Annotated in this window: 15 protein-coding genes; 7 read left to right on the top strand and 8 right to left on the bottom strand. The window is 36.9% G+C overall.

The features are described 5' to 3' along the window. Positions 1-505 precede the first annotated feature (505 nt). Complete coding sequence (locus tag ACIQZD_RS13785; RefSeq protein ID WP_402903405.1) at positions 506-730, bottom strand: helix-turn-helix transcriptional regulator; 225 nt, start codon at positions 728-730, stop codon at positions 506-508. A gap of 134 nt (positions 731-864) precedes the next feature. Between ACIQZD_RS13785 and ACIQZD_RS13790 the strand changes: the two genes are divergently transcribed. Further along, positions 865-1,503 carry a LexA family protein gene (locus ACIQZD_RS13790; RefSeq protein WP_402903408.1) on the top strand — a complete coding sequence of 213 codons (639 nt, stop codon included), beginning with the start codon at positions 865-867 and terminating at the stop codon, positions 1,501-1,503. 665 nt (positions 1,504-2,168) lie between these two features. Here ACIQZD_RS13790 and ACIQZD_RS13795 read toward each other — a convergent pair. Beyond that, positions 2,169-2,858, bottom strand: a complete 690-nt coding sequence (locus tag ACIQZD_RS13795) for an N-acetylmuramoyl-L-alanine amidase family protein (protein WP_402903411.1) — start codon at positions 2,856-2,858, stop codon at positions 2,169-2,171. Between the two features lie 275 nt (positions 2,859-3,133). Continuing rightward, positions 3,134-3,901 (bottom strand): alpha/beta fold hydrolase, encoded by a 768-nt coding sequence (locus ACIQZD_RS13800; RefSeq protein WP_402903413.1) that lies wholly within the window; start codon positions 3,899-3,901, stop codon positions 3,134-3,136. A gap of 147 nt (positions 3,902-4,048) precedes the next feature. Between ACIQZD_RS13800 and ACIQZD_RS13805 the strand changes: the two genes are divergently transcribed. Together ACIQZD_RS13805 and ACIQZD_RS13810 are read left to right on the top strand one after the other, a co-directional pair. Beyond that, positions 4,049-4,969 (top strand): aminoglycoside phosphotransferase family protein, encoded by a 921-nt coding sequence (locus tag ACIQZD_RS13805; protein WP_402903416.1) that lies wholly within the window; start codon positions 4,049-4,051, stop codon positions 4,967-4,969. A 199-nt stretch (positions 4,970-5,168) separates the two neighbouring features. Continuing rightward, positions 5,169-5,402 carry a CotD family spore coat protein gene (locus tag ACIQZD_RS13810; protein ID WP_402903755.1) on the top strand — a complete coding sequence of 78 codons (234 nt, stop codon included), beginning with the start codon at positions 5,169-5,171 and terminating at the stop codon, positions 5,400-5,402. Between the two features lie 70 nt (positions 5,403-5,472). Here the strand turns inward: ACIQZD_RS13810 and ACIQZD_RS13815 are convergent, their stop codons facing one another. After that, positions 5,473-5,934 (bottom strand): GNAT family N-acetyltransferase, encoded by a 462-nt coding sequence (locus tag ACIQZD_RS13815; protein ID WP_402903419.1) that lies wholly within the window; start codon positions 5,932-5,934, stop codon positions 5,473-5,475. A 283-nt stretch (positions 5,935-6,217) separates the two neighbouring features. On the opposite strand from ACIQZD_RS13815, the gene ACIQZD_RS13820 reads away from it, so the two are divergent. After that, on the top strand, positions 6,218-6,418 hold the full coding sequence (locus ACIQZD_RS13820; protein ID WP_402903421.1) for a hypothetical protein: 201 nt from the start codon (positions 6,218-6,220) through the stop codon (positions 6,416-6,418). A gap of 495 nt (positions 6,419-6,913) precedes the next feature. On the opposite strand, the gene ACIQZD_RS13825 is transcribed toward ACIQZD_RS13820, so the two are convergent. Continuing rightward, on the bottom strand, positions 6,914-7,057 hold the full coding sequence (locus ACIQZD_RS13825; RefSeq protein WP_137020061.1) for a DUF3956 family protein: 144 nt from the start codon (positions 7,055-7,057) through the stop codon (positions 6,914-6,916). 415 nt (positions 7,058-7,472) lie between these two features. Between ACIQZD_RS13825 and ACIQZD_RS13830 the strand changes: the two genes are divergently transcribed. Next, positions 7,473-7,655 (top strand): ATP-binding protein, encoded by a 183-nt coding sequence (locus ACIQZD_RS13830; protein ID WP_402903424.1) that lies wholly within the window; start codon positions 7,473-7,475, stop codon positions 7,653-7,655. Positions 7,656-7,833: 178 nt separating this feature from the next. Here ACIQZD_RS13830 and dnaN read toward each other — a convergent pair whose 3' ends face one another. After that, positions 7,834-8,964, bottom strand: coding sequence for a DNA polymerase III subunit beta (dnaN, locus tag ACIQZD_RS13835; protein ID WP_402903426.1), 1,131 nt, complete (start codon positions 8,962-8,964; stop codon positions 7,834-7,836). 248 nt (positions 8,965-9,212) lie between these two features. Between dnaN and ACIQZD_RS13840 the strand changes: the two genes are divergently transcribed. Both ACIQZD_RS13840 and ACIQZD_RS13845 read left to right on the top strand, forming a co-directional pair. Further along, complete coding sequence (locus ACIQZD_RS13840; protein WP_402903429.1) at positions 9,213-9,542, top strand: DMT family transporter; 330 nt, start codon at positions 9,213-9,215, stop codon at positions 9,540-9,542. A 25-nt stretch (positions 9,543-9,567) separates the two neighbouring features. After that, the gene (locus ACIQZD_RS13845; RefSeq protein WP_402903432.1) at positions 9,568-9,915 is read left to right on the top strand and encodes a DMT family transporter; all 348 of its coding nucleotides are present in this window, start codon (positions 9,568-9,570) and stop codon (positions 9,913-9,915) included. 108 nt (positions 9,916-10,023) lie between these two features. Here the strand turns inward: ACIQZD_RS13845 and treR are convergent, their stop codons facing one another. Together treR and treC are read right to left on the bottom strand one after the other, a co-directional pair. Then, the gene (gene treR / locus ACIQZD_RS13850; RefSeq protein WP_101221632.1) at positions 10,024-10,737 is read right to left on the bottom strand and encodes a trehalose operon repressor; all 714 of its coding nucleotides are present in this window, start codon (positions 10,735-10,737) and stop codon (positions 10,024-10,026) included. A 31-nt stretch (positions 10,738-10,768) separates the two neighbouring features. Continuing rightward, the gene (gene treC, locus ACIQZD_RS13855; RefSeq protein ID WP_402903435.1) at positions 10,769-12,439 is read right to left on the bottom strand and encodes an alpha,alpha-phosphotrehalase; all 1,671 of its coding nucleotides are present in this window, start codon (positions 12,437-12,439) and stop codon (positions 10,769-10,771) included. Positions 12,440-12,455 lie beyond the last annotated feature (16 nt).

The following is a 12,455-nucleotide window of genomic DNA, read 5'->3' on the forward strand; positions in this document are numbered from 1 at the left end:
TTTATGTATACAGTCATTTTCCATTTATGAAATTGTCCTTATAGAGGAAATCCATATATCGAATGCAGTATGTTCACGAAGAAAAAGAGAATAAGCCCTTCTCCTGCAAAGGATATAGGGCTTGACTTTTTTATGATCATCCAAATATTATTGTTCGAATTTGCCACTGTCCAATTGCTCCTATTCATGGTGTTTTGAAGTCCTATACATTAAGTAAATTGTTGAAAAAAATTCCTTCACAGTAATTGGCTGTCATTCATAGGGATCTCAGTATCAATCGTCTATTTGAATTTTTAACTCCTTAAAGCCCTTCCCTCAACCCCACATACGCGTATTTCACAATGAGAACTGGATAAATAATATCAGAGCTATGCTCGTTCTTCCGATTGTATAATTTGTTTATATGATTATCCTTTCCCCTATTTTTCACCCTCTTTCGATCATTACTTAAATCTTGCCCCAGGAATGGTTACTTTGGTGAAGAAATGTTGATAGTCTTGATCCTTTAACTACATTTGAAGTGTAGGCGAGGATCAAAAAAAATGATATCGTCGATCGAGAACCCTACACATTCAGCAAACAAATAAGCCTTATCGATTCGCAAAGGAATCTTATATTGCTCATAGTCAATGTAAGTCCTCTTGGCCATCTTCAGCACTTTAGCCATTTCTTCTTGTGTTAAACCTTTATACTTCCTCGCTTGTTTAAGTGTGAACTTAACGTTTGTCATATCTTGTCACCACCTATCTAAAAAAATAATATCACACTTGAAGTATAGTTACCAACAATTTTTCGCAAAATTCACGCACTTTAAGTTTACTCACTTTCACTCATGGTGTATATTCAAGTAAGAGGTGAAGAAATATGCACATTGGTGAACGGATTAAAATGTTAAGAAAAGAAAGAAAAATGACACAAGAAGATTTGGCAAATATATTAAAGGTGGCGCCAACGGCAGTATCAGCATGGGAATCCGGACGGAATAAACCTTTAATGGATAAATTGAGCATGATGTCCGCATGCTTTGAAATACCGCTATCCTACCTCATTGAAGGAGCACCTATCGTTAGAAATGCTCCTGGAATGGAATTTCTAAATGAAAAGAATGTAAGATTAATTGGAGTCTATGGCAATATTCCTGCTGGAGATCCTAATTTTACCAATGAATATATAGAAGCCTATATGCCGACATTAAATTCGATGCTAAAAACGAATAAAGAATATTTTTTCCTTAGAGTGAATGGCAATAGCATGAACAAAGAATTCAGTGACGGATCATTGATTCTCGTTGAAAAAACAACCTACGTTGATAAAGGAAAAATTGGAGTGGTCTTGGTAAATGGTCACGATGCTACGGTCAAAAAAGTGAATATCACTGAAGAAAACATCACACTCACTCCCTGCAGCACGGACCCTTTTTATGAAGAGAAAACCTATAACATCAAAAATGATAGAGTCCGAATTTTAGGAAAAGTGGTTCAAGCCATTAAAATATACGATTAATATCCACTTAGAGTTTCTTTACGGAATATTACTTTAGTTCTCTTTGTTGACTGATACATATTAGGTACAAGCCATCATGGTTTGTGCTTTTTAGTATTGTTCTTTAAATATGTCTTTGCAAAAGATAAATATAAATTTGTGTCAGCCTATAAACAAAGGCATATTTGTTTTCCCCAGATTACTTATTTCATTGAGTGAATGTTTTTGGAACTATAAGCTTCCCAGGTCTCTTATTATCAAATTCCACTTTTTCCTTCTGTGCAAATTTATTTCCTTTCACTTGCTCCGCTATTTTCCAAGTACTCATACAGGACGGTAGAATGTACACGATTATTTTATAACATGCATTCCTGAACGAAGAAAAGCCCCTCTCTTTTTGAGAAGGGCTGAGTTTGTAGACAAAAGAGGTTCTATCTAAAAGTTAAAACAAAGTTGATTGGAGCTGGTGTGCGAGACTCCTGCGGGAAAAGCGTGTCCAGGGGAGACCCCGCAGGCGCAAAGGCACCGAGGAGGCTTCCGGACCGCCCGCGGAAAGCGAGTGCCTGTAGTGGAAATCAACGTTCAAATTGTACAAACCCTAAAAAACTGTAGACAAACTCTTTTTGAGAAGGGATTCCTGCGTGGTGTGCTACTGAAGGTTAAGATAAATTAACCAGTCAATTTAATTATTTGACCCGTAATTTCTGGTTTACTGTAATAGTGTACTGACTGTCAAGACCGTTCCAATCTTTAATTTGCTGAACCGTACTGCCATAAGCAATGCTTAAGGAGTATACGGTGTCACCACTAACGACTGTGTGGTATACAGCTGTATTTTTCTTTTTAAGATCGAAGCATTTAACTAAACCGTTTACATGTCCGCGAGCCAGGGATTCGATAAAGGATGCCGTTTTCAATTTGGCTGCGTCATAGACATTATCGATAAATCCATTTTCAGTCAGTAATGCAGGCATGTCCGTTTCACGGAGCACATGTAAATCTCCTGTTTTTTGTCCTCTGTCTTGGATGTTGATAAGCTTCATGACCTCTGAATGAATATGGTCTTGATACGTTTTCGTAATCTGATTAGTAGACGTATAAACGTAATCCTCATACCCAGTGCCGCCGCCGGCATTAATGTGGATGGAGAGATAAAAGTCGGCTCCCCACGCGTTCGCTGCATTCGTCCTATCGTTTAAAGAGGGGTACGTATCTTGGTACCTGCTCATTTTTACAGAAACGTTATCATATTCTATTAATAAGATGTCTTTGATTCGAGTTGCAATGGATAAAGTTAAATCCTTTTCTCTCAATCCATTCCCCACCGAGCCTGGATCCGTACCGCCGTGGCCGGGATCAATAAATACTTTTACCATTTCTATCACCTCTATTAATCTTATGTTACGTATCAATAAATGCTTGTACACATAACTATCTGATTAAAGAAATTTCAAAAGAATTCATCTTCTCGGCTACAGGTCCAAAAAAAATACACCCTAAAGGTGTTATGGCATTATATGATGACATTCGCCAAATGGACGGGAAATTTTTTAAAAAGCCTCCTTCCATTTTTATACTTTTCTATCAGGAATTATTGGGCATCTGTAAATAAAGTGATAGAAGGAGATAGAGAGATTAAAAAAGCTTGCATTTATTGGTTATGGTTTGTTTTATTTAATTGTTCTGTACAATCTTTGATTGAGTCAATCACTATAGTCGGTTCTGATAATTGCGGAAAATGCCCACTTTTTTTTGCGACAATGTGTTTGCTGTTTCTTGACAATGAAAGCAATCCCAATTGATTCTCAAGTCGTTTTTTTCGAATTTCCTCTGGCATCATTCGATTTTCTTGTCCACCAGTAATGACAAATACAGGTATTTCGGGAAATGTATCAGTTTGCTGGATTTGATCAACAGTTTTTTTTACAAAATTAACTTCATTGAATTGTTTATGCGAGGATAAGGAATCAAACACCTTGAACATCTTATTTATGGTTTTTACGGCCTTGCCTTGATATTCATTAAGGCTTATATCTTTCGTTGTACTGGATTCTAAAAAAACTATTCCCCCCACTTCATTTGGATAAAGTCGGGCATATAAATTAGCATATAGGCCGCCTAGCGAATGTCCGACCAATAAGTATGGAGGTTCAAACCCCACGATTGTTAATGCCTCACGTAAAGTTTTAACAATACTTTTCCCATCTTGGCTTTCCTTCGGTTTATCGCTGCCAGCAACACCAAAGCGATTATAGGAAAATACAGATGCTGTTTCCGAAATTGCCGGTAGTATTTTCATCCAACCTTCTATCGGTCCAGAACCACCGTTAATCAAAACTATATTTGGTTTGCCTTTTCCACTAATATTATATTGTAACGTCCCTTTTGGTGTTTCCACTTTATATTTTTCTATTTTCAATGTCAGCTCACCTCACTTTGTTTAAATTACTCTACGTGTGTAACAAGCTATTGGTTTCATTTCTTGAAGTTCTAACATAATGCTTTAATTTTCACGAAAGTTATCTGGAAACTTATCCTAGAGCTTAAATTTTAAAAGGAGAGCTGTATGATGAATGAATATGGTAAGTTTGAACAATTGGTTCAAAAGTTTGATCAAGGAAGCAAGCTAATTCGCGCATGGGAATTAAAAGGCGGAATTTCTGCAGAGGTTACAGGTCTTGAAATATTACATCCTTCAGGGCGGATCATGAAAATGATCGTTCGTCAGCATGGTGATCATGACCTAAAACGGAATCCAAATGTGGCAGCAGATGAACACAAGCTCTTAGGGATATTGAAAGCTGCAGGTTTGCCTGTACCGATGCCATATTACCTCGAGCAATCGTGCGAGATTTTTTCCAAGCCATGCATACTTATCGAGTTTATTGAGGGAAAGTCAGAATTCACACCCCCAAATCTCAATGATCATATCTTACAATCGGCAATCAATCTAGCAAAAATCCATCGTGTTGATCGTGCAAATCTATCTTTATCATTCCTGCCTAAATTAGAAAATACATATATCGAAATGTTAAATAATAACGATAGGGTAATCCTGGACGAAACATTAAACCTGAGCTTGATTAGAGATTTATTAAAATATTTCACGCCTTTACCATCCATGAATAAGGAAGTGATCCTTCATGGTGATTATTGGCCAGGAAATCTATTATGGAAAGAGGATAAACTAGTTTCCATAATTGATTGGGAAGATTCAGGCTTAGGGGACCCTTTGGCTGACCTTGCCAATAGTCAACTTGAAATCTTTTATCATTTTGGAATGCAAGCGATGAATGACTTCACCAATCAATATAAAACCCTGATGCCTGAGGTGAATTTTACAAACTTACCCTACTGGCAATTATTTGCCGCATTACGGTTATCTACATTTCCTGAATGGGGCTTGGAAAAGAGCAAAGAAAATAACTGGCGAAAAAGACACAAGTCATTTGTTCGTCAAGCGATTAACCGAATTCGTTTAAATTAATGCTTTTTAAAATGAGTGAAAGATCTGATATGCCCAGGATATTTTTGATAAAGGCATTTATACTAGTCCCTTTATCATTTATTTTCATAAACTAATAATGACTTTCAAAAAAAATCCAGGAGGTGTTTAAATGTATAATAAGCCCTTGGGGCATCCGAAAGGCGGTCAATGTCCACGACAATATTGCCCACCTCACAGAATGCCTACTCATTATAATCCACCACAAATCTCCCCGGCAAAGCAATATGTTAAAACCAATATCATCAACACGGTGATTCCGGTTTTTCACCCGACACATACAACTACCGTGAATAAACACTTCAACACATATATACCGCATACCCGAAGTATCGTGAAAGAGTGTTATTCCCAAAGCTTTATTTGTGGAGTTCCTCAACCCTCTAGTTTTTCAAGGAGAATATTAAGATATTAATTAAAAAACCCCAATTCGGGGTTTTTATTAATTCCTACCTCCACCCTTTGAATAATGAGTGTCAAAGGATTTACAACTGTCTAAATGCAAACTCCCTATATTTTATAAAGTGTTGTTTTTGATAAAACTCTTTTGCAGCTTTGTTTTCAAACCAATAATCCAGTTCAATTAAATCTATATCATTCTTTTTGGCAATCTCATAGACCTCATTCATTAGTATTTTACCGTAACCTTTTTTGGTTTGATTTTCAACGATACTAAGCTGATGCACATATACTGATTTATAAGCATTTTTAAAAGCACTTTCTGGATAGTTTTTAATTTCAATCCATACGTAACCGATCGGTTCTTCGTGTTCTTTTAAAACGAGAAAAACAAAACTATTATTTTCTACCAAACTTTTGAAAGATTCTTTCATTGCACTATAATTATATTCCTTAAAATACTTAGGATATTGTTTTGCATGCAGATTGTGAACATTTCTATTTAATTTTGCAATTACTTCATAATCCCTGGTTTGACTAACATACATAATTATCCCCCTGTCTAAATCCTGTGAATTTCCATAAACCGGTAATGTCCATATTCAAAGTACAATCATTTATATAGGCCAGTCAATAGCCGTAAAGAAGAATCCCATTCCTAAAGAGGCAGGAAAAGTTCTTTTTTCATTCTGGGTAAAAAAAAGACGCGAATATCCTTAACATACTGGAAGGTGATGATCATGACTTACCCTCTTTTTATTGTGACTGGTATTAGTGGCTCAGGTAAATCAGCAACTTCACTGGAATTGCAGAAAATCATGGTGGATTTCAATGTATTTTGATATGGATCTTATCGTTAACAATGACGACTATCAAACAGCATGTGATAATTGGTTGAAAGTTGCCTATTATAGTGCTTATTCCAGACGTAATTCCGTATTATTCGGCAATGTACCCGATCCATATAATGTTGAAATTTGCGGCCATTTCCCTTTATTTAATGCCAGTTTATTACCTACATCTTTATTGTAACGGTGAAGCTCGTTCACAACGATTATCGGCTCGTGGCAAATGGACGTTGACAGCATTAATTAAATGAATGAACTATCTGGGAAGTTAGTTCAAGAAGCCAAAACATCAGTTCCACCAATACCTACTTTAGACACTTCTACCACTTCGCCGCCCCAAGTCCCCAAGTTAATTAAACAATGGATAATGGAGAAGCTTGCCTAAATAAAGGAACATTATTTTTATAAATGCAGATATGGAGCTTTCTGATGAAATACGTACGTTTATTCCGAAAACCACTCTTGTCTGCTGCTGGCTTTCTTAGCCAAATAAACGTTCCGGTATAACCAAAGCCTTTTTGTTTAGCTTTTGATTTAAGGGTCGTTAGTTGAAGAAGTAGTAAAAAGGGATCTTCATATAAAAAATCCCTTTTTACATCCCGATAACATCTGTTCAAATTAACTAGCTTTGTATAGAGTATGCACTAAATTGGGATACCTAAATTGTTGGGAACGTGATCTATTCTCCGCAGAGTGGGAATCCTAATCCTATTAAAGTTGTTGCTAATAGAGATGAAATACGGATTCTAAGTGTAGCTACATCATCAATTTCAGTGACTAAAAAGAATTGACCATTAACTTCTAAAATACAAGGTGATTGCATTCATTCTTCCCCCTTTCTATCAAAAGATAAAATAGTATATGAAAAATATATTTAAGTGTAATAGTTTAATAGTTTGATTTTCAGAGGAAAGAATATTTGATTACTATGTTAAGTGCCTTAGGGGATTCTTTTGTAGGTTAGAATAGCCCTTATTTCATTCGGGATCACTCTATTGGCGGTCAAGGTATCCTTCTTGTAGAGTTCCTTACAGGTCATAGGAAAATAAATCCTACTGAAAAACGAATTGTGGGTATTTAGCTATTGTTGGATCACATTTTTATAATATATTCTATCGAGGTATATTTTGAAATAAATAAAGTATATACAGAGGTTTTTTCGATAGTGCTCAAGCAGCTATATTGCCGAATAACTATTTATTTATTTCATATTGAATCCCGAGGAAAATAATCCTGAATTGGTTCGCCTATCCTTCACTGTTAAGGATACAGGAATCGGTATCCCCACTGACAAAATCGACAGGTTGTTTCATTCTTTCAATCATCCGAAAGGACTTGCCATTTGCAAACGATTGACGGAATTGATGGGTCCAGTCAAAAAGGTTCTACCTTTGCCTTCGAAATTGATTTGCCGGCTTTAAAACAAGAATGAAAACCGTTATTTCAATCTATATAAATACAATGGGCCCAGACTTTTCTGGGCCTCTTTTTGATGGTGAATGCATTTGGCATTACCCCACTATCCATAACACCCATCCTTGTTTTTATTAATCAGCTGTTGCCGTTCAACTGTTATTCGTTTTTTATAGCCTTTGTTCTTTAATATGTTCTCACTGGTGATATAAGATGACGATAGGAGGAATTATCGCTTGGCTCGATTAAGACAGGCCTCATTGGACCACCAAAACTTAGCTTTACCTCTTTTTCCTTTATCGCTTTTAAGGCATCCAATAAAAAACTTCCATCCAGTGATATACTTAACCCCGCATCACCTCTGATTGACTTGATGCTTTGCGTTTCTTCAATTTTCCCTAATTCCGTTGAGTTAGAAGATATCCTTAGCTTACTATTGTCCAGAATTTCTAAATGTACATTGTTATTTTTCCATTCACTTGCAAAAAGATAGGCCCTATCAATACCCCTTAACAGTGTTTTCGTATCCAAGGTGATGATCGTTTTCAATTCTTTTGGCAGCAATCCTGATACATTCGGATAATTACCTTCAATCAGCCTTGAAAAAAGTGAGATATTATTTGATTTAAAGACGATATAGTTTTTTGTAATGAAAATATGTATGATACCCGCTTCATCATTAATCAACTTGGTTAATTCATTAAGGCTTTTACTTGGAACGATGAAAGACCCATTCACCTTCGATTCCAACGGAAGTTCTCTTAACGCTAAACGATGGGAATTTGTTGCAACACAAGAAAGGCTGTTTTCTTTGATTGACAAATTGACTCCTGTCAGGGAAGGTCTGGTTTCGCTTTTAGAAACGGCAAACGCAGTCTGTTTTATGATTTCCAATAATTCAGCACTTGGGATATTAAAATAACAAGCCCCATCTATTTGTGGAAGATTTGGGTATTCCCCGGAACGTAGTCCCTTTAGATTCATTACTATTTCATTTGATTTAATAGTAACTGATTGATTTTCATTCAGCTTAACATGGATGACATCAGATAATTTTTTTACGATTTCACTTAAATATTTTGCCGATAAAACAACCGTGCCCTTTTCATGAACCTCCAATTCCTTTACACCATCAATCGTTAAAGGAATGGTTTTTTCAATGACAATATCGGAATTACTACCAAGAAGGGTTAAGCAATCGTCATTAGCCACTATCTTTATTCCTGATAAAATGGGAATAGGTGTTTTTATGGAAACGGCATGGCTGACATCTGAAATCGCCTTATAGAAGCATTCTTTGTTTATTATAAATTCCATGAAATAAGTTCACCCCAATATAATCGTTATAGGAATAATTCGACAAAATTCCTGTTCACCATTCTTATATGTTGCTATCAGGTTCGAAGAAGCGGCTTATTGTATCACTATCAGCCTAATATTGATCGTGAAATGCAAAGTCAGAAAATATGAAACTGACTATAGGTGGTATTAGTTTAATATGAGTCCTTTAGATGATAAGATTCTTGGGGGATTGAAAATAGATTAATATTTAGGAGGAGTTCATCTTGAATCCTTATGCATTTTTGGCAATTGCCATCCTAAGTGAAGTGTTTGGCAGTTCGATGTTAAAAGTATCAAACGGGTTTAAAAGGTTATACCCTTCCATTGGTGTGGTAATTGGAATGGGTTTGGCTTTTTATTGCCTATCGTTATCATTAATAACCATACCGCTTGGAACGGCTTATGCCATTTGGTCTGGAATAGGCACGGCTTTAACAGCTTTAGTGGGGATTATCGTTTATAAAGAAAGCTTTAACCTGAAAAAACTTTTAGGTTTAGTCCTGATCATTGGAGGAGTGGTTGTTTTGAAACTCTCTAGTGGAGGCACTTCTTAACAATTTAGTAATCGGAGGTAATAATATGAAAGGATACATAGCTTTAGGAATATCAATCATAAGCGAAGTATTTGGTACGACCATGCTTAAGCTGTCAGAAGGCTTCACTCATTTATTCGCTACTTTTGGGGTTATAATTGGATTTGGTATAGCATTTTATAGCTTATCTTTATGTCTTAAAACAATACCGTTAAGCTTAGCATATGCGATTTGGTCGGGAATAGGCACAGGTTTAACAGCATTGATTGGCGTACTATTATGGAATGAGCCATTTAGTATCACTACATTAGGCGGCTTAGTATTAATCATTGGCGGAGTGATTTTACTAAATGCTTCCCATACCACTAAACAAGCGGAAGGAGAGTCAAACTAAGTTTGACTCTCCTCCTCTAAAAATGTTTCAAAGGCAGCCACGGCTTTTCATTTTCAATGGAGCTGAACTTTCAAGAGTCAGTCCTTCCTTTCATTTCTTCCTTAACCTTCACCAAGTCCTTCGTGCAAAGTCCGTGAACTTGAATTTATCGGGTCTATGCCTGGATTCGCTATATTGAAACAAGCTTCCATCGATTAAATGGACCGTACTTTTCACAACTGCCACCATATCGAAGTCTTCAATGTCCAATAATTGTTTATCTTCCTCACTGCATGGCTCCACGGTAATTTCCTTGTTGGAAAAACCAATCTGGAGCCCGAGTTCCTTTTCGATATATCCATAAATAGAATCCTCACAAATTTCCTTGGTCAGGTTAGTTACGAATTCGCTTTTGAAATAGTCTTTGTCCAGTATGATTTTCTTCCCATTGATTTGGCGTACCCGGAACACCTTCCATATTTCACCATCATCAGTTAAGTCTAGAAGCTTGGCCATTTTTGAGTCGGGGGTCTCAAGCTCCAACTTGTGGATGATCGTTTTGGAATGCAAATTCAACTTTTCCACCATTTCTTTATAGGAAATCAACCCTGCTACAGGAAAATTAAATTTGCTGAAATCCAAGACAAAGGAACCCTTGCCTTTGATTTTATGAATATATCCATTTTGTTCAAGCAACTGTAAGGATTTTCTCACAGTATCCCTGGATATATCATACTCTTCCATGAAGCTGCTTTCGGAAGGAAGCTTTGAATTTGTCGGAAAGGTTCCTTCTTCAATTTTTGAAACGATATCACCATATAGCGATAGATATTTGCTGTTCATTTCATCACCACAATATATTTTTCTTAGTATGCTACTCGTCCTTTTTCAGCAAATAGACAACCGATTCATAGGGACGAAGGATAACATCACCTGCAAGTTCTTTCGAATCCATATAGTTTGAGAGCAGGAGCTCTGATTTGTATCCGGATATTTCAATATCCTTTGGAATTTCGAAGGACGCTTCTTTTGCATAAAAGTTATTGATGACCAAAAGTTTCTCGTTTTCATAACTGCGTACATAGGCGAACAATTGGTCATGGTCGCCAAGAATTTCCTGATAGTCCCCATATGCAATGATATCATGTTTCTTGCGTAAGAATATAAGTTTTTGGTAATGATGAAAAATGGAATCCTGATCCATCAGTGCGTGTTCAGCGTTGATGTTCTTAGCATTATCAGGCACCGCAATCCATGGAGTCCCTTTTGTAAAGCCTGCATGCTCCGCATTTTCCCACTGCATGGGAGTTCGCGAGTTATCACGGGATTTAGCTTGAAGGATTTCGATTATTTCCTTTTCATCCTTGCCTGCCTCTTTTAAAATATTGTAATAATTAATCGATTCCACGTCCCGATATTGTCCAATATCATTGAATTTCGGGTTGGTCATCCCTATTTCCTCCCCTTGATAAATATAAGGGGTTCCCCTAAGCATATGAATGGCTGTTGCCAGCATCTTGGCCGATTCCTTGTGATACTCTTGATCATTCCCAAACCTGGATACGATCCTCGGCTGGTCATGGTTGCACCAGAACAGGGCATTCCATCCATTTCCTTCTTGCATCCCATATTGCCAGCTGCTTAGGATTTCCTTTAACTGCCTGAAGTCAAAATCTGCAAGTGACCATTTTTCCCCATCCTTATAATCCACCTTTAGATGATGGAAACTGAATACCATGGACAGCTCCTTTTCAACTGGAGATGAATATTTGATGCAATGGTCAATGGTCGTCGATGACATTTCCCCTACAGTCATCACCTCTTCATCCTTCCCGAAAGTTTCTTCATTCATCTCTTTTAGGAATTGATGAATTTTGGGACCGTCTGTATAAAAGCATCGTCCATCTCCATCTTTGTCATTTTCATAGATGTCAGGTTTCGAAATTAGATTGATGACATCCAAACGGAACCCTTTGACACCTTTATCAAGCCAGAAGTTTACTACATTGAAGATTTCCTGCCTCACCCTGGGATTTTCCCAGTTAAGGTCAGCTTGTGTCCGATCAAACAAATGGAGGTAGTATTCATCATGTTCCGCTACATATTCCCATGCAGGGCCTCCGAATTTCGAAATCCAATTTGTAGGGGGCTCTCCATCTTTCGATTTCTTGAAAATATAATAGTCCTTATATTCTTTATCTCCAGCCAATGCTTTTTGGAACCATTCATGCTCTGTTGATGTATGGTTGAATACCATATCCAGCATGATTTGAATATCCCGCGAATTAGCTTCCTTCACCAATCTCTCGAAATCATCCATCGTCCCAAAAACAGGATCAATTGATGTATAATCCGCTACATCATATCCATTATCATTTTGAGGTGAACGATAAAAAGGGGTCAGCCAAATATAATCCACTCCCAGTTTATTCAGATAATCAAGTTTTTCAATAACACCATTTATGTCCCCGATGCCGTCACCGTTCGAATCCTTAAATGACTTCGGATAAATTTGATAGATGGTACTTTTTTTAAAATCCTTCATTGTAATTCCTCCCCTG

Origin of the sequence: Peribacillus sp. NPDC096447 (assembly GCF_044762725.1) — a bacterium.
Taxonomy (GTDB): Bacteria; Bacillota; Bacilli; order Bacillales; family DSM-1321; genus Peribacillus.